The sequence below is a fragment of the Winogradskyella echinorum genome, from assembly GCF_014297365.1.
Taxonomy (GTDB): Bacteria; Bacteroidota; Bacteroidia; order Flavobacteriales; family Flavobacteriaceae; genus Winogradskyella; species Winogradskyella echinorum.
On sequence record NZ_JACOQD010000003.1, the window covers coordinates 24,746 to 46,778 of the forward strand.

Annotated in this window: 20 protein-coding genes and 1 riboswitch; of the genes, 12 read left to right on the forward strand and 8 right to left on the reverse strand. The window is 31.8% G+C overall.

Features of this window, described 5'->3' with window-relative positions:
* Nucleotide 1: 1 nt before the first annotated feature.
* The 3 genes from H8K90_RS11955 to H8K90_RS11965 all read right to left on the reverse strand — a co-directional run bounded on the left by H8K90_RS11955 (nt 2) and on the right by H8K90_RS11965 (nt 2,252).
* Complete coding sequence (locus H8K90_RS11955) at nt 2-157, reverse strand: YqaE/Pmp3 family membrane protein (protein WP_186846223.1); 156 nt, start codon at nt 155-157, stop codon at nt 2-4.
* 304 nt (nt 158-461) lie between these two features.
* Nucleotides 462-1,694, reverse strand: coding sequence for a glycosyltransferase family 4 protein (locus H8K90_RS11960; protein ID WP_186846224.1), 1,233 nt, complete (start codon nt 1,692-1,694; stop codon nt 462-464).
* A gap of 84 nt (nt 1,695-1,778) precedes the next feature.
* On the reverse strand, nt 1,779-2,252 hold the full coding sequence (locus tag H8K90_RS11965; RefSeq protein WP_186846225.1) for a heme-binding domain-containing protein: 474 nt from the start codon (nt 2,250-2,252) through the stop codon (nt 1,779-1,781).
* Nucleotides 2,253-2,291: 39 nt separating this feature from the next.
* On the opposite strand from H8K90_RS11965, the gene H8K90_RS11970 reads away from it, so the two are divergent.
* From H8K90_RS11970 to H8K90_RS11980, 3 genes are all read left to right on the forward strand, one after another.
* Nucleotides 2,292-2,885: an adenylosuccinate lyase gene (locus H8K90_RS11970; RefSeq protein WP_186846226.1), complete on the forward strand. Its 594-nt coding sequence runs from the start codon at nt 2,292-2,294 to the stop codon at nt 2,883-2,885.
* Between the two features lie 62 nt (nt 2,886-2,947).
* On the forward strand, nt 2,948-4,291 hold the full coding sequence (gene purB, locus H8K90_RS11975; RefSeq protein WP_186846227.1) for an adenylosuccinate lyase: 1,344 nt from the start codon (nt 2,948-2,950) through the stop codon (nt 4,289-4,291).
* Between the two features lie 10 nt (nt 4,292-4,301).
* Nucleotides 4,302-4,529: a hypothetical protein gene (locus H8K90_RS11980; protein WP_186846228.1), complete on the forward strand. Its 228-nt coding sequence runs from the start codon at nt 4,302-4,304 to the stop codon at nt 4,527-4,529.
* A 32-nt stretch (nt 4,530-4,561) separates the two neighbouring features.
* Here H8K90_RS11980 and H8K90_RS11985 read toward each other — a convergent pair whose 3' ends face one another.
* From H8K90_RS11985 to H8K90_RS12000, 4 genes are read right to left on the reverse strand one after another with little or no spacing between them, the layout of a single operon-like run.
* Nucleotides 4,562-5,107, reverse strand: coding sequence for a DUF4252 domain-containing protein (locus H8K90_RS11985; protein ID WP_186846229.1), 546 nt, complete (start codon nt 5,105-5,107; stop codon nt 4,562-4,564).
* A 6-nt stretch (nt 5,108-5,113) separates the two neighbouring features.
* A complete protein-coding gene (locus H8K90_RS11990; RefSeq protein ID WP_186846230.1) occupies nt 5,114-5,686 on the reverse strand; it encodes a DUF4252 domain-containing protein in 573 nt (190 codons plus the stop codon).
* 19 nt (nt 5,687-5,705) lie between these two features.
* Nucleotides 5,706-6,194, reverse strand: a complete 489-nt coding sequence (locus tag H8K90_RS11995) for a hypothetical protein (RefSeq protein ID WP_186846231.1) — start codon at nt 6,192-6,194, stop codon at nt 5,706-5,708.
* Nucleotides 6,181-6,693 (reverse strand): RNA polymerase sigma factor, encoded by a 513-nt coding sequence (locus tag H8K90_RS12000; protein WP_186846232.1) that lies wholly within the window; start codon nt 6,691-6,693, stop codon nt 6,181-6,183. The genes H8K90_RS11995 and H8K90_RS12000 overlap by 14 nt, the downstream gene beginning before the upstream one ends.
* A 173-nt stretch (nt 6,694-6,866) precedes the next feature.
* Here H8K90_RS12000 and H8K90_RS12005 point away from each other — a divergent pair, with 173 nt between their 5' ends.
* Complete coding sequence (locus H8K90_RS12005; RefSeq protein WP_246457721.1) at nt 6,867-8,342, forward strand: S41 family peptidase; 1,476 nt, start codon at nt 6,867-6,869, stop codon at nt 8,340-8,342.
* Nucleotides 8,343-8,387: 45 nt separating this feature from the next.
* On the opposite strand, the gene H8K90_RS12010 is transcribed toward H8K90_RS12005, so the two are convergent.
* Nucleotides 8,388-10,319, reverse strand: a complete 1,932-nt coding sequence (locus H8K90_RS12010; protein WP_186846233.1) for a TonB-dependent receptor plug domain-containing protein — start codon at nt 10,317-10,319, stop codon at nt 8,388-8,390.
* A 64-nt stretch (nt 10,320-10,383) separates the two neighbouring features.
* A riboswitch (cobalamin riboswitch) is annotated at nt 10,384-10,587 on the reverse strand.
* A 191-nt stretch (nt 10,588-10,778) separates the two neighbouring features.
* Between H8K90_RS12010 and H8K90_RS12015 the strand changes: the two genes are divergently transcribed.
* From H8K90_RS12015 to rmuC, 8 genes are all read left to right on the forward strand, one after another.
* Nucleotides 10,779-11,927 (forward strand): ABC transporter substrate-binding protein, encoded by a 1,149-nt coding sequence (locus H8K90_RS12015; protein WP_186846234.1) that lies wholly within the window; start codon nt 10,779-10,781, stop codon nt 11,925-11,927.
* Between the two features lie 93 nt (nt 11,928-12,020).
* Nucleotides 12,021-13,049 (forward strand): FecCD family ABC transporter permease, encoded by a 1,029-nt coding sequence (locus tag H8K90_RS12020; protein WP_186846235.1) that lies wholly within the window; start codon nt 12,021-12,023, stop codon nt 13,047-13,049.
* A complete protein-coding gene (locus tag H8K90_RS12025; protein ID WP_186846236.1) occupies nt 13,050-13,841 on the forward strand; it encodes an ABC transporter ATP-binding protein in 792 nt (263 codons plus the stop codon).
* A 110-nt stretch (nt 13,842-13,951) separates the two neighbouring features.
* Complete coding sequence (locus tag H8K90_RS12030) at nt 13,952-17,899, forward strand: hybrid sensor histidine kinase/response regulator transcription factor (protein ID WP_186846237.1); 3,948 nt, start codon at nt 13,952-13,954, stop codon at nt 17,897-17,899.
* Nucleotides 17,900-18,080: 181 nt separating this feature from the next.
* Nucleotides 18,081-19,118 carry a c-type cytochrome gene (locus H8K90_RS12035; protein ID WP_186846238.1) on the forward strand — a complete coding sequence of 346 codons (1,038 nt, stop codon included), beginning with the start codon at nt 18,081-18,083 and terminating at the stop codon, nt 19,116-19,118.
* Nucleotide 19,119: 1 nt separating this feature from the next.
* A complete protein-coding gene (locus H8K90_RS12040) occupies nt 19,120-19,800 on the forward strand; it encodes a Tat (twin-arginine translocation) pathway signal sequence containing protein (protein ID WP_186846239.1) in 681 nt (226 codons plus the stop codon).
* Nucleotides 19,801-19,822: 22 nt separating this feature from the next.
* Nucleotides 19,823-20,236 (forward strand): DsrE family protein, encoded by a 414-nt coding sequence (locus tag H8K90_RS12045; protein WP_186846240.1) that lies wholly within the window; start codon nt 19,823-19,825, stop codon nt 20,234-20,236.
* A gap of 188 nt (nt 20,237-20,424) precedes the next feature.
* Nucleotides 20,425-21,747: a DNA recombination protein RmuC gene (gene rmuC, locus H8K90_RS12050; protein WP_186846241.1), complete on the forward strand. Its 1,323-nt coding sequence runs from the start codon at nt 20,425-20,427 to the stop codon at nt 21,745-21,747.
* Nucleotides 21,748-22,033 lie beyond the last annotated feature (286 nt).

The following is a 22,033-nucleotide window of genomic DNA, read 5'->3' on the forward strand; positions in this document are numbered from 1 at the left end:
TTTATTTACTATTTACATAAAAAGCATAAATGACGCCTGGTAACCATCCTATTATAGTTAGGATGACACTGATTAAAAATTCTGTTTTTAAGCCATGTTTTAAAAAAACTGCTAAAGGCGGTAATAAAATGCTAAGTATTATTGTTAATAACGACATGTTATATGTGTTTTGGTTCGATACAAAATTAGATTGAATCGCTACCTAATCTTAGCTCTTATCATTCTTATGTTGATGCAAATAATAATTTGTGAAACTTTTAAGATTTTAAAGCAAATAATCTCCACTATTAAAATCTGGCATGGATCTATTTTGACCAAAAACCTAGGTAAAAAACAATAAAACGAATGTTTACAAATAAAATAAAGTCTAAACTGAAAGAAATTGAATTGAAGACGTTTTAAAAGTAAAGTGAAGACAACGATTTAATATATATATGTATTAAAGATTCTTAACCAGAAAATTAGCGGTTTTTCTCTTCAATCCATTTACTCATATACTTAGTACTTTGAAGCGTTTGATGTTGTAATAAATTACCAATAAAATTTTTTTGACGATGGTATTGCAGATCTTTTAAAAGCTCACTAATTCTACTTTTAAAATCAGATTGAAAATCTATTTTGCTAAATCGCTTATTTAATACTTTAAAACCATGCTCCTGCCTACTAATCCAAGTTTCTGTATTAAGATAAAGCTCAACCGATTTTTCAGCAAAAACTTCCGTGCTATCTTCTACAAACCCATTAGCTTTTAGATTACCAAACATGCCCTCTGCAGCAATACTAGACATTATGCAAGGTGTTCCGTTTTGCATCGCATCAACAAGTTTTCCTTTCAGTCCTGCGCCAAAACGCAAAGGTGCTAAACAAACTTTAGCTTTTTGCATTACTTCGTTTACGTCTTGTATAAAACCTTTGATTAAAAAGCCTTGTTTTTCATTATGCAGTTGCGATACTTTTTGAGATTCGTACGCACCATAAATAAGTAACTCTGCTTTTGGTAATTGCTTTCTAATTAGTGGCCAAATATTGTTTTTTAGGTATAAAACCGCATCGTAATTTGGTGGATGTAAAAAGTTTCCGATAGTGATGAAGTGTTGTCTTTCGGTAAAAGATGGAAACTCTTTTATTTCTAAATCATTAATTGGTTCTAATAAAAACGGTAAATAATACAGTAAATCTCTATCTATTTTAAACTGTTTCGTTAAGATTTCTATTTCTGCTTCAGAAATTATTAAACTTAAATCGCAACGATAAATACTGGCAATTTCTCGTTTGGTAGTATCATTTTGTAAATATTCTACAGTAACTTCTTCTCCTGCTTTTAAAGCCAATTCCCTAGCCTTTCTTAAACCGTGAAAATCTTCAGTATCTAAAATTCTTAATGCAGTAGGACAATGTTTCGCTACGCGCCAACCATATTGTTCTTCGGTCATAAACCGATCGAATAAAACAATATTAGGATTTAATGCCAATATGAACGCATCAAAGGAAGCATCATTTAAGAGAATGTCTTGAGTTTTTATACCAAGGTGCGATAAATTAAACGTATTCTGAGATGTTTTAGCTGCGCAAGCAAACGTAATCTCATAACCTTGCTTTTGAAATTGTTCTACCAATTGCAACATTCTACTACCAGCCGCGGAACTTTTTGGCTCTGGCCATACTAATCCAATGATTAAAAGTTTATCTTTCATTGTAAACTATTTCAAAAAACTAAATCCCAAATTCCGATACTACCCTTTGGAATTTGGGATTTTTAAAATTGTAATTTTTATTTTTTATTGAGGCTCTTTTAGAAAAACATATTTAAGTCTAACCGTCTTTGCCCAAGACACCATCGCATCTATCTGATCTTGTGATAATTTAGCATCTCCGTGTGTCCATGTATAGCTTGGTAATGGCATTTCTTTGGCTTCAACCATTTCAATCAACTCTTCAATTTTATGATCCTTTTTTTTGTCTGAATAATCATTCCATTTAGACACATTAAAATCACCTTTACCGTGTTTAACATGGTCCGCCAACCAATAATTTACAGGAGTAATATTATTGTACCATGGGTAACGTGTGTGGTCACTATGACAATCTAAACAAGCATTTTTTAATACCAACTTTACATCCTCAGGTGGATTAGTATCGGTAAAAAAAGCATCTACTGAACTTAAATCTCCATCATTTTTTTCTGGCCCAAAGAATTGAGCAATTATAAATACCACAAGAAGTAATAGTCCTAGTTTTTTGAGAATCTTCATTTTTGATTAATTTAGAAGTCTAAATTTAATGAATTTCTATTGACTAAAGCAGAACTTTATAAGGAATTAAGCTATGTGAATCATTCGCGCGAAAAACGATTGTACTATGCTAATTTAGTAATTGATAATCCGGAGTTATTAAAACCATTATTAGAAATTCTGTTCGATGTAGATGATAAAATTTCGCCAAGAGCAGCCTGGGTTTTTGAGTTTATGTGTGGAGAAAAACTTGAGGCTATAGTTCCGCACTTGGATACGTTTACAGAAAACATCTCTAAAGTACATCTAGATTCTGCTGTTAGACCTGTGGCAAAAATCTGTGAATATTTAATTAAAGCGTATTATTCTAAACAAAATAATTTTATTACATCTCATTTAAATGAAACGCACAAGGAAAAAATTACTGAAGCTTGTTTTGATTGGATGATAAATGATGAAAAAGTAGCACCAAAAGCATACGGAATGAACGCTTTATATCTGTTAGGTACTGAGTTCGATTGGGTTCATCCAGAATTAGTGACAATTTTAGAGCGCGATTTTCATGCACAAAGTGCAGCTTTTAAGGCTCGAGCTCGACATATTCTAAAAAAAATAAAATCCAAAAACAAAAAATCAAATTCCAAAAACTTATAGCTTCGCACTTCCTGCATCTCACTAACTTTCTTATCTTTGCCACTTCTAAATAACCAACATAAATGGCACTCACAGCACTTAGCGCAATTTCACCAATAGATGGTCGATACAGATCTAAAGTAGAAGCTTTAGGTAATTATTTTTCTGAAGAAGCATTGATTAAATATCGTGTTTTAGTAGAAATTGAGTACTTTATTGCGTTATGTGAATTACCATTACCACAATTAGAACCGGTTTCTTCGTCGATTTTTGAAGATTTAAGAGCCATCTATAAAAACTTCACAGCAATAGATGCATCTGCAATTAAGGATATAGAAAAAGTAACTAATCATGATGTAAAAGCTGTTGAATATTTTATTAAGGAAAAGTTTGATGCTTTAGGCTTATCGGATTATAAGGAATTTATTCATTTTGGTTTAACCTCTCAAGACATTAATAACACTGCGATTCCTTTAAGCATTAAGGAAGCAATGAACGATGTGTATGTGCCAGAATATTTAGCTCTATTAGAAAAAATAGAAGGCTTAGCAAAAGATTGGGCAGATATACCAATGCTAGCGAGAACACATGGACAACCTGCTTCTCCTACAAGATTAGGTAAAGAAATAGACGTATTTGTAGTCCGCTTAAAAGAACAATTCAACTTATTAAACGATGTGCCAAGTGCTGCCAAATTCGGTGGTGCAACTGGTAATTTTAATGCACATAAAGTAGCATATCCTAACATAGATTGGAAGGCCTTTGGTACTCAGTTTGTGCAAGAAAAACTAGGTCTACAACATTCATTCCCAACCACGCAAATTGAGCATTACGACCACATGGCTGCTTTATTTGATGCTCTAAAACGCATCAATACTATTATCATAGATTTAGACAGAGATATCTGGACGTATGTTTCTATGGATTACTTTAAACAAAAGATTAAAAAAGGTGAAGTTGGTAGTTCTGCTATGCCTCATAAAGTAAATCCTATTGATTTTGAAAACAGTGAAGGCAACTTAGGCATAGCCAATGCTATTTTTGAGCACTTGTCTGCAAAATTACCGATCTCTCGACTACAAAGAGATTTAACCGATAGCACTGTCTTAAGAAACGTTGGTGTGCCTTTTGGACATACACTTATTGCGTTTAAATCTACAGTGAAAGGCTTAGGTAAATTATTATTGAATGAATCTAAATTTGCCCAAGATTTAGAAAATAATTGGGCAGTTGTTGCTGAGGCCATTCAAACCATTTTAAGACGCGAAAATTATCCTAACCCATACGAAGCCTTAAAAGGTTTAACTAGAACTAACGAAGCTATTACTCAGAGTTCTATTTCAAATTTTATTGATACTTTAGAGGTTTCTGATACTATTAAATCTGAATTAAAAGCCATAACGCCAAGTAATTATACTGGTATCTAAAACTAAAATCGTGAAGCTAATCCCTACGTCTAAAAATGCTATTGCGCTGTATTGCGTTACAGGAATAGCTTTTGGCTTTTTTGCAGCTGGGTTATTTAAAATACTCGATTACTTCATCGTTAAAGCTTCTCTATTTATAAGTACTGGCATTTTATTTGTTTTTGCCTTTAATTATGCATTAAAAAATGATACTAAAAAAAATCGCCCTGAAGATACACTTCAAGACGATTCTCATTAACATTTAAATAAGTGTCAGTTACTTAAATTTCTTTATTTAAAAAAGTCTGTTAGACCATTTAAATTAGTGTCTTCAAATTTTGCATTTTGTAACACAGACTGCAAAGACATTAGCTTACCAGCATTCATATCATCACCTAATATTCTTGCAATAGCAAAACCTTTATTGTTTGCGTTTCCAAAAATGATAAGCTCGTCTATATTATCAACTTCACCCAAAAATTTTACTACAAACTTACCATCAGTAGAATTTCCACCTCGCATTAACTCTTCATACTTTGGATTTTTAAGAATCGCTTTTACTTTTTCTAATTCTGCTTTGTATTCTGCATCATCTGTATTTTCTTCGATATACGTTAATACATTTAATTTGTCTACAGAGTTGTATGCCTCACGCTGATCGTCGGTCATTTCTATGTCTTCAACATTTATAAAACTTGTTGGCACATCAAAAGATGCAAAACCAGGTTTTAATTCGTTATCAACATAATAAGTTTGCAATGTTGGTCCTTGGTTACAACTTGTAAAAGCTGCAACCAAAAACAACACTACCATTGATTTTTTGATTGATTGTATCATAACTATTTAGTTTTTCTTTTCTCCAGCTTTCTTTAACTGATCACCACCTGGAATATCCATTTGGTTTGTGATTTTAGACACTTGTCTCAAATCTATATCACCTGTTAACGACAATACTACAGTTTCAAAAACACGCTTCTTACCATTAATTTCTATATCCTGTCCTTCAGTTAATTCCTTAAGACCTGTCATAAACATTAATAATTCTTTTACGTGATTTTCGTCTTTACCTTCTTTTACATAAAACTTAACGGTTTGGTCACCATCTTTAAAACGCATTAATTCTTCAAGATTAGATGATTTTAAATATTTGGTTACTGTAGATTTCATATCAGCAGACACCTTATCATCTCCAGTAGTAAATACTTTAAGTCCAGTGATTTTTTTAACCATTTCCATAAACTCCTTAGCTTCTGGATCATCTGTATCTAAATCAATAGTCGCTAACATTCTAAACGCTTTTTGATTGATTACAAAAGATGATACTTCATCGTTATCTTCATATTTATCGAAAATACCTTGACCAAAACTGAATATTGGTGCTAGTACGAGCGCTGTTATTATTATTAAATTCTTCATAATTTCTAATTTTTAAGTGTTACTTGTTTTTTAAAATTTTGTTTGTTACTGTGTTAAATTCACCTAGCTTACTTGCCTGCTCTGCACCTTCATGGATGTTATCGCTAACCAAAGCTAAATTTGTTAATTGTGATTTTCCTTCGTTCATTCCTAAAGAGATGAGATTGAAAGCTTCCATCGTTTGATTATAAACTAAAAGGGCTTCTTGCTTTTCTTGCTCTGTAGGACCAAACATTTTTGGCACAATTAAACCAAGCATAAGAACGGCAACGGCTGCGACAGAAATCCACTGATATAATCTAGATTTTTTCTTAGTGTTTAATGGAACGTCTTTGGTATACTGTTCTTGTTTTGAAACCGAAAAGTATTGAAACATTGGTCTGTAATGCTCTAAATGTGGTGTCACATTGTCGCTTGCAAAATAGGCTTTTAATTGCGCTTCTTCTTTTAGCGTTGTCTCTGCATTGTTATACTTTTCTAATAATGTTTCTATATTATTTAATACCATATTGATGTGTATTAGTTAATTTTTCTCTTATTGTTTTTCGTGCTCTAGATAAAGACACTCTAATGGCTGTTTCATTCATATCTAACATTTTAGAAATTTCAGCAAAATCGTATTCTTCAATATCTCTTAGTTGCACTATTATTTTTTGTTGTTCTGGCAGGTCTTCCATTATTTTAGAAACCCAATCCATGCTATCTCTAGCTTCTACTTGCTTTTGTAATGACGAACTGTTATCATCCGTATAATTACTGTGTACAATTTTTAAATTCTGCGCTTGTTTCGATTTTAAACGATCTAAGCAAAAATTCTTTGTCATTGTCATAGAAAAAGCTTCAACATTTTTGTACTCGCCAATTTTCTGTTTATTATTCCACAGTTTTAACAAAATTTCTTGTGTTGCATCTTCGGCCTCTTCACGAGAAACGAGTAATCGTTTTGCTAAACGAAATACTTTATCCTTAAATGGCATCACTAAGCTTACAAAATCTGCCTGCTTCATTACTTTTTTGATTGGTGGTTAAAAGCGTTTTTTACTCGCTTTCAATATTACGACGATACACTTTATATTTTGTTACACGAAGAAGTTATTTAATTTTTTTATTTATAATAATGTAAGTAAATTTAGAGTTTTACTGACTAAAGTAAAAGATTGCTACTCAAAAAGAAAAAGAAATGAAAAACTTAAAAAAACCTCTCAAACACTTAAGCATAAATAGATTAAGCAAAAGGATTACAACGTTATTTTTAACTGGTTTTGTATTATTTACAGTAACAGGTTGTTTTGAAGATTTGGATGATAATGCTATAGCATCTTCTGATATTAATGACTTTGTATGGAAAGCAATGAATTTTGTTTATTTATATCAACCAGAAATTCCGGATTTAGCAAATGATCGTTTTTCTACAACTGACGAATATTCTGATTATTTAGATGATTTTTCTTCACCAGAAGAACTGTTTGAGTCTTTACGTTTTCAGCCTATTGATGCGAGATTTAGTCGTATATATAGCAACTATTTCGATTTGCAGAACCAGCAACAAGGTCTTAGTTTAAGTAGTGGTATAGAATTTAATTTTTATTTGGTTCCAGGCAGTAATACCGACGTCTTTGGTGCAATTACTTTAGTATTAAATAATAGTGTTGCAGATAATTTAGGTTTAGAAAGAGGGCAAATTTTTAGAGCCGTAAATAATGTACCATTAACAGTTAATGATGTAGATGACCTTAGTGACCCTATTTATCAGGATTCTTTCACTCTAAATTTTGCTGACTATGATAACAACGGTACACCTGAAAGCGCTGATGACACCATTACTCTAAATGGAGAAAGTGCTAGCCTTAATAAAGAAGCCTACACTGAGAACCCTGTACACCTTGCCCAAGTCATTGACTTACCAGATGCCACTGTTGGTTATTTAATGTATAATGCGTTTAATAGTAGTTTTAATAATGAATTGAATGCTGCATTTAGCGAATTTAGTACAGCAGGTGTAACTGAATTAGTTATAGACTTAAGATACAATGGTGGTGGTGCAATACAAACTGCTGCTTATTTAGGAAGTATGATAACAGGTCAGTTTACTGACCAAGTCTTTTCGAGAACTTTTTATAATGATAATTTACAAAATTTAAACCAAGATTTTGTTTTTACTAATTCTATTGAAGATGGTGGCTCTATTAACAGTCTTAATCTGTCTAAAGTTTATGTATTGACGACTAATAGAAGAACTGCTTCTGCTAGTGAATTACTCATAAATAGCCTAAAAGCTTATATAGATGTCGTTGTTATTGGAGAAAATACCGTTGGTAAAACTCAAGCATCACGAACAGTATATGATTCTCCTGGTTTGTTTACAACTGAAAATATAAACCCAAGTCATACTTATGCTTTGCAACCTTTAGTAGCAAATTCTACTAATGTAAACGACCAACTTGTGCCTTCAACTGGGTTAATACCAGATATAGAAATAACAGAAACACCAAGTACATTTAGAACACTTGGTGATATAAATGAACCTTTATTGTCAGCTGCTATAGGTGATATTTTAACAGGTGATCGTCCATTAGGTCGTAGTTTTGAAAATTTAACGCTCATAAAAGCAAATCAATCTTTATCGAAAGAACAAATAATGTATATAGACAATTAAAAAAAGCCGCTTTTAAGCGGCTTTTATTATTATATGCTGTTCAATTTATAAGTTTAGTCTAAATCCTAAATTAACACCTCTACCTCTAGTGGCAAAACCAAAGAGTTCTTGGTATTCTTCATTAAAGATATTTGTAACATTCGCAAAGAGTGTCATTTTATTATTTAAAATTTTATGACTGACATAAAAATCTAACAATCCATACGATTCTAGGTTTACAATATCATTCATAAACGTTGTGCTGTTATAAACTGAATCTTCTCTTTCATCATTATATTGATAAGATAAACTCATTAAAGTAGAATCGCACAATTGATAGTCTAATCTTGTATTTACTTTTATTTCTGGTATCCTAAGACTTAAATCTTCATCTACTTTTGTGTAAGTTGCATTAAGATTAAGGTTTAGCCCTTTGGTTAATTTAGCCTGCGCTACAAATTCTAAACCACTTGCCGAAAAAGATTCGTCAATGTTTTGGTATTGAAACACAAATCCTCCTGTATCTACAAAATCAATAAAATTGTCTTCATTTCTTGTAAAGTACACTAAGCTCATCGTTGCTTTGTCTTTGATAGACACTTCTGCTCCCACTTCTATTGTTTGGTTTTCTTCTGGGTTTAAATCTGCATTACCATAAGTAGGCTCAAATAGCTGATACAATGATGGTGTTATAAATGCGGTACTATAACTAGCCAAACCTTTTATGTAACCAAAACTTGTTTCTTTAACATAAGAAGGATTTAAACTATACACTAAATGACTTCCATATTCACTATGATTGTTTAGACGTGCTCCTGCGTTAACATTAAATCCAAAATCTGAAACATATACAGCATTTACATAAGGATCTGTAATAGTAAATTGTGCATTTTCAGGATCTATTGATTGACTAAAATCTGTGTCTCCAAAAGGAATTGCAAAACTTTCCATTTGATTATCTTGAAAATTCACACCTAAAACTGTATAAAACTTATCGTTAAAATTATAACGGTTAAAAGCATCTACAACAATATTCTGTGCATTGAATTGAGAAGGAAAACTAGATACTATTTCGCGTTCAACATCACTATAAGCTGCATTTATGGTAATGCTTCCTTTATTATACTTAAACTCTGGAGACACACCTAGTCTATATTGTTTTGAAATATATACATTATCTGCATCTGCCATACCAAAGCTATCATCAAAATCAGCATCATAATTATCAAAACTTGCATAAGTACTTAATTTAAAAGCGTTACTGAATTTATAACCCAATTTTAAGTTTCCGTTGTAACTATTAAACGCATCAGATTCTGTTCCGTCTGCAATTGCCGATAAACCATCTGTGAACTGATGTCCAAAACTAGCTAAATAATTAAATTTACCAACACTTCCGTTTAAAGACACACTATTTCTAAAATCTTCGATAGCATAATTATTTTCATCTGAAGCCTGGTTGGTTCCAAGTGTACTTGTAATATTTAAATTTATCGCTTTTTTACTCGCTTCTTTCAACTTTATGTTTATTACAGCTGTTGCAGCACCTGTTCCGTAAAGTGTACTAGACGCACCTTTTAAAATCTCAATAGACTCTACTTGATCTGCATTTAATAAGCGTAGATCATAATCGTTAGCTATCTGCGATGCATCTGTAACTTGAATACCATCAATTAGAACTAAAACCTGGCGATTACGTCCACCACGTATAAAGTAACTAAGGTTCTGACCAGCATTGCTGCGTATACCATTCACTTCGACTCCTGCAGTTCTACCAATAATTTCTGCGATAGATTGTCCTTGTAATTTTTCTAAATCTTTTGAAGAAATCTTGGTAATCACCTTACCAGAGTTTTCACGTTTTAGTTGAAATTTTGAATCCGTAATTACAACTTCTTCTAGCTGTTCAACTTTTACTGAATCTTGCTTTGTTTGCGCAAATCCAACTGATAGCATACCTATACCAAGGATGCTACAAAACACTTTTGCTTTGTTCATTTTTAAATTTAATTGTTCGAGAACACACTGAAATTAGTATGTAAACTTTTATCCCGAAAGTTTGACTTTTATGTTGAAATTGGCAGGTCTCCTGACTTGCGTCTTGTTATTGGTCTTCCCAGAAAATAATTTCTAGTGACATTGAAGGTAATAACAAGCTTTATAGCTTACAGTTGCGGGAACAGTTCTGGAATTGAAAAATTATTCGCACCAGATTCCCTTTTAATCCAATCGGTTAACGATTAGAACCTAATTTCGGTGCGAAAATAGAATAAAGAATTGAAATTAATCGTCCTTTTTCTTATTCATTTTATAGATAAGATATACGAAACCAATTAAAAAATGTGCAATGATTATTCCTGCAACGATATATAGTGTTAAATTTGAATCGACTCTCATAATTGTAGTTTTATCAAAATTACAACTCAATTATATAAATGTTAGTTACAAAGGTTACATATGAAACTTGTCCGTATTTTATTTTTATTTACTATTATCTTAAACAGTTGCAAAGAAGGTCCTGACCTCACAAGAACTCTACCTCCAACTATAAATAAAGATGTTAAACTTAACTATGCTAAGGGTTTTCGAATTGAGATATCTGATCATAGCAAAACTATAGAAATAACAAGCGCATGGCCTGAAGCAGAACAGAAATTCACCTATTTGCTGCTTACTAAAGAACAAGCGTCTAAAATAACTTATAATAAAGATGATTATGATGCTGTAATAGTTACACCTATTACAAAAACGGTAGTAACTTCAACCACACATATTCCTGCTTTAGAACTTTTAGGTGTAGAACAAACTTTAGTGGGATTTCCCGGATCCGATTATATTTCTTCAGAAAAAACTAGAAAGCTAATTGATAATGGCAAAGTAAGAGAACTAGGTAAAAACGAAGGCATTAATACCGAAGTGCTTTTAGAATTAAATCCAGATGTAGTGATTGGCTTTGGTGTTGACGGAGTCAACAAAACGTTTGAAACTATTAAAAAAGCCAGAATACCAGTAATTTATAATGGAGATTGGGTAGAATCTTCAGCTTTGGCAAAGGCAGAATGGATTAAATTCTTTGGTGTCCTTTTTAATAAAGAGAAAGAAGCAGATTCTATTTTTAATACCATTGAAAAAGAATATTTAGCTGCAAAAGAAATAGCCAAACAAGCCAAAACGCAGCCAACAATTTTAAGTGGAGCTATGCACAAAGATGTATGGTATTTGCCAAATGGCTCTAGTCCTGAAGCACAATTTCTAAAAGATGCTAATGTTAATTACCTATGGAGTGAGACCACAGGAAATGGAAGCTTAGCTTTGAGTTTTGAAGCCGTTTTAGACAAGGCAAAAGACGCTGATTTATGGTTAAGCCCTTCCTATTATAGCAGCTTTGAGCAGTTAGAACAGACTAATGCGCTTTATTCAAATTTTGAAGCTTTCAAAAAACGAAATATTTATACATTTTCGAATACAACTGGTAAAACAGGTGGAGTTTTATATTACGAATTAGGTACTGCAAGACCCGATTTAGTTTTAAAGGATCTAATTAAAATTTGCCATCCGGAGTTGTTAGAAAATTATACACCTTACTTTTTTAAAAGGCTCAAATAGATTAGTATCAATCAGTACGCAGTGAAGCATCTTTTTTATCTAAATTTGTAATGTAGCTTAAGATTCCTCGTTCCTCGGAATGACATAAAACTATTGAACAACCAAAAAACATATCGCTCTCAATTCTTATTACTAATAGTAGTTTTATTATTCTGCTTTGTTGTTAACATTAGCTTAGGATCAGTTAGCATTCCTTTAAAAAGTATTTTCGGTAGTCTTTTCGGAACTATTGACAATTCGACTTGGCAAATTATTGTAACTGATTTTAGATTACCAAAAGCAATTACAGCAATTTTAGTGGGTTCTGGACTGGGAATATCTGGTCTTTTAATGCAAACCCTTTTTAGAAACCCATTGGCTGGACCTTTTGTTTTAGGCATTAGCTCTGGAGCAAGTTTGGGCGTAGCTTTAGTTATTTTAGGTTCTGGATTATTTGGTAGCTTATTCGCAACAGCTTTAATTTCTAAATGGAGCATTGTTATTGCGGGAAGCTTAGGAAGTTTTTTAGTGTTGTTGGCAGTTTTAGCAGTTTCGAGCAAAGTAAGAGATACTATGGCTATACTGATAATTGGTTTAATGTTTGGCAGTATAACTGCTGCTGTTGTCAGTGTACTCTCCTATTTTAGTTCTGCAGAACAATTGCAACAATATATTTTTTGGGGATTTGGAAGTTTGAGCAATTTGTCTTGGGAAGAGTTATTGATTTTCTTCGGAATATATGCTATTGGAATTATTCTTAGTATAGCTTCAATAAAAAGCCTCAATAGTCTTTTGCTTGGAGATAATTACGCGAAAAGTTTAGGTTTAAATTTGAAACAAAGTCGATTAATCATCATTATAGCTACAAGTTTAATTGCAGGAACTATAACCGCTTTTGCTGGACCAATTGCATTTATAGGATTAGCTATTCCGCATTTAACACGACAGATTTTCAAAACTTCGAACCACAAAGTGTTATTACCTGCTGTATTTTTATTTGGTGCTATAGTTATGCTAATATGCGATAGTATTGCGCAAGTACCTGCTAGTGATTACACCTTACCAATAAATGCTATAACCGCTTTAGTTGGTGCACCTGTTGTGATTTGGCTATTGGTTAGACAACGTAAAATGATGTTTTAAATGAAAAGAGAAACATCACATATTATCCTTAAAGCAGAACAACTTTCAATTGGCTACAAAACCAAGAAAGCCGAAACTATCATTGCTTCGAACATAAACTTCGAATTACAAAAAGGACAATTGATTGGGTTAGTTGGTGCTAATGGTATCGGAAAATCGACACTGTTACGAACGCTAATAAAAGTCCAACCTGCTTTATCTGGACGTGTTTTTTTAAATGACAAAGATTTAAAAACCACTTCAACTTTAGAATTAGCAAAGCAACTCAGTATTGTATTAACTGAGCCTTTAATTTCTAAAAATCTTTCGGTTTTTGAGTTAGTTGCCTTAGGAAGACATCCGTATACTAATTGGGTTGGTAATCTTACCGATAGCGATAATGCTATTATTGAGTCGTCTTTAGAACAAGTAAATATATTAGATCTAAAAGCAAAAAGATGCTTCGAACTTAGTGATGGACAACTCCAAAAAGCAATGATAGCACGCGCTCTAGCACAAGATACAGATATTATTGTTTTAGATGAGCCAACTACGCATCTCGATATGTATCATAAGGCTTACATTTTAAAATTGCTTCAAAAACTGACTAAAGAAACCGGTAAAACTATTCTGTTTTCTTCACACGAAATTGATTTGGCCATTCAACTTTGCGACACTATGATTGTTATGTCTAAAGACACTATAGTTTGCGACCAGCCTTGCCGTTTAATTTCTGATGGTGTATTTGAATCCCTTTTCCCAAAAGATTTGATTGTTTTCGATGATAAATCAGGAAGTTTTAAGGTAACATAAAACATTAAGTTGTTACTCTAATCTACTGATAATGAAATTCTATTTTAATTTCTACGTCAAAACGACTACCTTACTTCATTGAAAATATACCTAATACAAATTTTACAAAAATGAAGTTTCACCGATTTGTAGTAATTCTATTGTTACAACTTACTGGTTGTAACTTTTTACATTCGCAAATTGATATTTCAGACTTAGACAACCTAACCCATTATAGTATTGAGGATGGGCTATCTTCAAATTCTGTTGTTGATATAGTTGAAGATAAATATGGATTTATATGGATTGCTAATGGTAAAAGTGTTACTCGTTTTGATGGCAATCATTTTGCAAATTACAACTCTTTTATTGCCAATGATTCTTTACAAAAATTTGGAAACGTAAATGCGCTTTCTTTTGACAAATCAGGCGAAAAGATATTCATTGGGACCGCATTAGGTATTTTTTATTCGTCATTAAAAAATATTCAATTTAAACCTATAAGTCAATTAGTACCATCTGTAAACTTACCTATAAAGCGAATTTCGAGCATATTATTTGATGATAAGGAAACCTGTTGGGCTTCTACTTTTGGATATGGCTTAGTAAAAATTGACATTAGAAATAACACTTTCGAAAGTTTTCGTCTTAACAACCCAACTCAAGAGAATAATGCTTGGATAAATAGCATACGTTCTATGGCTAAAGACCTAAATGATAATACTATATTATGGTTAGCTTCTAGTGGTGGTCTAATTCGTTTTAACACTACTTCAAAAACTTATAAAGTATTTGTTTTTAATGATAATGTTGACTTGCCTCAAAATCGAATTCGTGAAATTGCAGCCACAAAAAACAATATATATCTTGGAACTTGGCAAGAAGGTTTAGTTGTGTTTAATTTAGAAACTCAACAATTTAATCAACCTTTAAAAAACACATTTCCTAATTCTCATTTGCTCATATTAGAACTCTTTAAAAGTAATGATCAAAATTTATGGGTTACGTCAACAGATGGTTTAATACAGTTTAACACAGCAACAAATGCTATAGAAAAAGTAGCCATTAACAACGCTTCAAAGAGTAATATTAAGGGTGTTAAGTTTATAGATTCTAATGGAATTATTTGGTTTGGTTACGGCAAAGGGCTGTTTAAATACAACCCGTCAAACTCTCAAAATAAGTTTATTCTACTTGAAGATAGAACTAATTTAGAAAACCCCTTTCTTATTGAAAAAATGTTGTTTTTAAAAGACTATTTATATGTCATAGGCCATAATGGTTCTGGCTTATACAAAATCAATTTAAATGACTTTTCTTTTGAAACTATACAAATTACAGAACGAGAAATTGATAATTACAACTTACGAGATATGGTAATTATGGATGAAGAAAACCTGCTTATTGCCTCTTATGAAAAATTATATATTTTCAATACAAATACTCAAAAATGTAAATTATCTCCACTTCAATTAAATCATCCCTCTTCTTCAATACAAAGTATTGTTAAAGATAAAAACAATAGATTTTGGGTTGGAGCAAGACGAAATGGCCTTACCTCTCTGGACTTTAACAGTAATACAATTAAAAATTATAAAGAAGAGTTTAATACTTATAAAGAAGGAAATCATGTATGGATAAACAGCTTATATATAGATAGTAAAAATAAACTTTGGATAGCAAAAGGTACCGAAAGTGTAATGAACTTAGATGATTTAAAAATTTCACTTTTAAATCCAAAAGATTCTGTTCCATCTTATCATGATGCCAGCAATTTTCTCGAAGATAAAAAAGGACGTGTTTGGGTTGCTGGTTATGACAATGGTTTAGGTTATACCAATTTTAAAGATTTTAAAAAAGGGATACAAAACCAAATGGATGGGTATTTTGCAGGAATTTATAAGTATAACGATAGTATAATGTTTACCATAGGAAAAGGATTTCTGGGTAAATACAACATAAATAATAATACACATACCATTATAAATATTAATAATAACGAGCAATATATAACTGGCCCAGTTATTAGAAAAAATACAGAAGAATATATCGTTGGTAGTAGAAATGGTATCTTAATTCATAAATCAGAAAATCAAAAATCAAGCTCACATACACCAAAACCCTATGTTAGAAAAATAACAGGAAATGGTAAAACTTATTACGAAAATAATAGTTTAGAAAATCAAGAATTAATTTTTGAAAGTGGTACAACCAACTTAGTAATTAATCTCAGTGCGTTAGACTTTGAACTACCTGAGCAATCAAACTACTCTTATAAACTGGGTGAAGATTGGATAGATTTGGTTACAAATAAAGAAATAAATATTACCAATTTAACACAAGGCAAATATGATTTTAAAATTAAGGCTTGTAATAATTTTGGTGAGTGTAATGAGGTTAACTATAACTTTACTGTACGTGCACCATGGTATAAATCTTGGCTCGCCTATTTAATATACAGCATTCTACTAATTACAATTGCTTGGTTACTTTATAGATTTAATCTAGACAAAAAACTAGCAGTAGCAGAAAAGCAAAAAGCAATAGAGTTCGATGAATTAAAAACAAGAATGTATGCCAATATATCTCACGAATTTAGAACACCTCTAACACTGATAAATGGATTATCTAAAGTACTTATTGAAGAAAACAGTAATAACAAAAACACCGAAAAGCTAAAAGGAATACATCGTAGTGGAGATCAATTACTAAAACTCGTTAATCAAATATTAGGGTTAGTGTCCTTTGATGCTGGTAAAGTAAAAGCAAATTATAAAAATGGCGATATCATTGCGTTTATAAAACAATGCGTGTCATATTATAAGTTTCATTCAGATTCTAAACAACAACAACTTACATTCTCTTCAACAATTGAGTCGTTAAAAATGGATTTTGATGATGATAAATTACAGAAAATAATAAATAACGTATTATCTAATGCCATAAAGTTTACACCCGAAAAAGGTAAAATTAATGTTGAAATTGATAAGAGTAATCAAAATTTAATACTCAAAATTTCAGATTCGGGAAAAGGTATTGATCGTAAACATTTACCACATATTTTTAATCGTTATTATAAAACATCTGAAGATAATATTGATGTTGGAAATGGAATTGGAATGGCACTTACCAAAGAACTCGTTAATCTCTTAAAAGGGAAAATTGATGTAGAGAGCGAAATTAATAAAGGAACGACCTTTACGATACAACTGCCAATTAAAAACACGATAAATGCTACTGCAGAATTGGTATATCAAATTCCGTTTGCAGCAAATACTAATACAACTAAAAGTGTTGAATCAGTAACAGCAGAAAACATAGAATTACACACAATATTGCTTGTTGAAGACAATAAAGAAATAAGAAATTATGTCAGCTTATTACTAGGGCATATTTATAATATTATTACGGCTAAAGATGGTGTAGAAGGCTTAAAAATTGCAAAAAACAAAACTATTGATTTTATTATCAGCGATATAATGATGCCAAAAATGGATGGCTTTGAGTTTTGTAAACACATTAAAAACGATGTAAATACTTCTCACATCCCTTTTATAATCATAAGTGCAAAAACAGCCCAAGAAGATAAAATAAAAGGCTATGAGTTAGGAATAGATGCTTATCTCTTTAAGCCTTTTGATAAGGATGAATTATTACTTATTATTAAAAATTTACTCCAGAAAAAACAGGAACAGGTTAATTACTTTAAAAAGCTTTTACTACTAAAAGAAAGTCCAAAAAATACAACTACAAATCAATTAGATATAGATTTGATACAAAATCTTCAAAAATATGTTTTAGACAAAAACATAAAATTATCTATTGATCAATTAGCAAAAACACTTGGTACAAGCCGCACACAATTGCATAGAAAAATTAAGGCATTAACCAGTATGTCTGTTACAAATTACATCAATCATATCCGCATAGAGAAAGCTAAATATTTATTAGTAACTACTGAACTCAACAGTAATGAAATTGCTTATGAAGTTGGGTTTGAATCTTCGACTTATTTCTCTAGAGTTTTCAAAAAAGAGCTAGGAATGACACCTATTACATTTCGTAATAACCACGTGTAATACCTATTTCTATTAGTTTGGAACAATGTTTCATTCTTTTGAAACAATTGTGCAATACTTCTTTAACTATCACTAATACATTTGTCTCACACTGGCAGAAATTCCCCTAAAAACTCCCTATAATAACTGCATATGATTAATAATAAATCAAATGTTTTGTGCTTAATAAGCACCATATATTATGGAAGATGATATTTTAATTTTAATAAAAAAAATACTTAACCAAATCGTTGTCACTTCTAGCTTAATGGTACTAGTTGGGTTATTTATTTTACTGTATTATTTTAATGTTTTTTCAAAAGATACAATTTCTCCTTATGAAATTTCACTCGGCCCTATTTCATCTCAGTATGATGTTTCTTTATTAGATAATTCTAAAGAAAATGAAGCTATAAAATTTGGGCATCAACTTTTTATCCAAACACCAAAATATATCGGTCCCGAAAACGAAGATTCAAATTTAGCTTATTCGGGCAATAGGTTAGCCTGTAATAATTGTCACTTACAATCTGGCACAAAACCTTACTCTGCACCACTAATTGGTATTATAAATAGATTTCCTCAGTATAGAGGTAGAGAAAATAAAATAGGAAGTATTGAAAAACGTATTAACGGTTGTATGGAGCGAAGTCTTAATGGCAGAACGATGCCTCCTAATTCAAAAGAAATGAAAGCTATTGTTGCTTACCTCACATGGTTAAGCCGATTTTCTCCTGAAGACGGAAAAGTAACTGGGCAAGGGTTTGTAAAAATACAAATACCAGATAGAGCTGTTGATTTAAAAAAAGGACAACAAGTTTTTGAGTTAAATTGTATTGTCTGTCATGGTAAAAATGGGCAGGGAGTCAGAACTTTAGGCAGCTACACTTATAAATATCCACCACTTTGGGGTGAAGATTCTTATAATAATGGAGCAGGAATGACACGCGTAATTACAGCTGCACAATTTATAAAAGCCAATATGCCTTATGGCACCACTTATGAAGCTCCCAAATTAACTGATGAAGAAGCTTACGATGTTGCAGGTTATATAAATCGTCAAAAACGACCTTCGAAACCTAATTCAGAATATGATTTTCCGGATCTCACCAGAAAACCTGTATCTACACCATATCCACCATATATAGATTCATTTTCAGTGACACAACATCAACTAGGTCCCTTTCAACCGATTATGGCTTTTTATGAGCAAAAATATAACATGATTAAAACCAAATAATATGAAAACAAAAAACAAAAACTCTAGACGTAAATTTATTGGAGCTCTTGCATTAGGCGCTACTGCAAGTACATTAGGTGTACTTACAAATCCTATTTACGCTAAATCCGCAAAGGCCATTGAAATAGAATTTAATGATTCAGAAAAGTGGTTTAAAAAAATTAAAGGAAGTCACCGAATAGTATATGACGGATCTACACCACATGATGGTTTCCCGATTATTTGGAACTGGGCCTATTATCTATCAAATAATGAAACAGGTACAGCAGATAAAGATATGACTGCAATGACTGTTTTAAGGCATAGTGCTCTAGGCTTAGCTCTCGAAGATAGATTATGGAAAAAGTACAACCTTGGAGTAGTGTTTAATGTAACTGATAATTCTACAGGTAAACCATCGCTTAGAAATCCATATTACGAGCCTAAAGATGGAGATTTTCCATTACCAATTATAGATGGAATTAAACGATTACAAGAACGTGGTGCTATGTTTTGTGCGTGCGACTTAGCAACAAAGGTTTATAGTAATGCTGTAGCTCAGCAAATGAATTTGGATCCTGCTGAAGTATACGAAGACTGGGTAAGTGGTATTCTTCCAGGAATTCAACCAGTTCCATCAGGAGTTTGGGCACTTGGCAGAGCACAAGAAAATGGCTGTGGCTACATCTTTGCTGGAGAATAATTAATTTTTAAATAAAAATTTTATGAAGACAATATTAAATTTAATGTTAGTGTGCTTATTCAGCACTATGATTTTTGCTCAAGAAAAACCAGTTAAAATTGTATTTGATGTTACAAGTAGTGACACCAAGGTACATGAATCTGCCATAAGACACATAAAACTGATGTCTGAAGCCTATCCAAATTCACAATTTGAGATGGTAATGTATAGTGGAGCATACAAAATGGTTGTTAAAGAAGAGTCAACTGTTTCAGAAGATATGGCAGCACTTGCAAAGCATAAAAATGTAGATTTTGTGGTTTGCCAAGCATCCTTAAATTATAATAACATTGAAGACTCCCAATTAGTTATTGGAGTCCGTTCGGTACCTGATGGTATTTTAGAAATTATCAATAAACAATTACTTGGCTGGGGCTATATAAAGGAAGCTAAGTAGAGTGCAAGAATAGCTTAATCAATTATTAACCCTTATTTTTAGTTTTACAGATTTTTGAAAAACAATTCAAAAATTAAAATAAAATTTAATCAAAGTCTATAATGTGAAATGAATCTACTTTTAAGTAAATTCTTCTCTTCACTCTGTATCACAAAATACTTATCTTTGGTTAAATTTTATTTCATTTAATGAACGAGACACTCATTCTATTTATAGCTATCATTATTTCTGCTGGCATAGGCGCTTTTATTGGGCTTAAGTTTGCGCAACTTAAAAGTAAAAGTGATAAAAGTACACTTGAAGAACGCCAACTTCAACTTAATAATAACATCAGTGAACTAAAGCAAACGGTTGAAAAAATTGAATCGGAACGCGAAGAGATACGTAGAGAAAAAGATTTTTTGAATACCGAACTTTCTAGACGTAATTCTGAATTTGAAAACCTACAACAACAGAATCTTAAACGCGATGAAGAATTAGCCAAACAACAAGAACAGCTTAGAAAGGATTTTGAGTTGATGGCTTCTAAAATTTTAGATGAAAAGTCTGAAAAATTTACGCTTCAGAATAAAGAAAACATCAAGAATATTTTAAACCCGCTTGAAGAAAAGATTAAAACCTTCGAGAAAAAAGTTGAAGATACTCAGAAGGAAAGTATTAGTATGCACTCAGCTTTAAAAGAACAGTTATTAGGTTTAAAAGATCTCAACCAACAAATGGCATTAGAAGCCACTAATCTTACAAGAGCGTTAAAAGGTGACAGTAAAATGCAAGGAAATTGGGGAGAACTAGTCTTAGAACGTGTTTTAGAAAAATCTGGTTTAGAGAAAGATAGAGAGTATTTTGTACAGCAGAATTTTCAGCGCGAAGATGGATCTCGTGTTATGCCAGATGTGGTACTGCATCTACCTGACAACAAAAAGATGATTATTGATTCTAAAGTGTCTTTAACCGATTATGAACGCATGGTTAATGCAGACGACGACCAAAGAGCTCTGTTTTTAAAGGCACATGTAAATTCTATTAAAAAACACGTCGATCAATTGTCTGCTAAAAACTATCAAGATTTATATGATATAGAATCACCCGATTTTGTATTGATGTTTATTCCTATAGAACCAGCTTTTGCTGTAGCAATAAATGAAGACAACTCTTTATACAATAAAGCTTTTGAACAAAACATAGTTATCGTTACTCCTTCTACCCTTTTAGCTACACTACGCACAATTGATACCATGTGGAATAATGAAAAACAGCAACAAAATGCTATTGAAATTGCTAAACAAGCAGGAGCGTTGTACGATAAGTTTGAAGGTTTAGTAACCGACTTAACTGGTGTTGGCAAAAAGATTGATGCTGCTAAAACGGATTATTCTGCAGCGATGAACAAATTGGTTGAGGGCAAAGGGAATTTAATTAGTCGTGTCGAAAAGATTAAGAAAATGGGTGCCAAAGCCAAGAAAGCCCTTCCTGAGAGTATTATTAAAAGAGCTTCAGAAGATATTGAATAAAAAAGTTATAAATACTATCTATAAATGGACACTGAGATTTGTATATGCCAGAATATTAATTTTTGGAATTAGCTTAATTTGTCTTTGCCTTATATTTCTTTTTACAGATTATAAAATAACTAATCAAGATGACCTTAATATTTTTATTACTGTAATGTGCGGACTATTTGGAATTCTTCTTCTTTTTATTGGTCTATTTTATACTGCAGAAATAGAACATGGTATTCGTAAAAAAACACACACAAAGGACATAAAATAAAGTTACAGTTTTTTTGTTATTCCATAA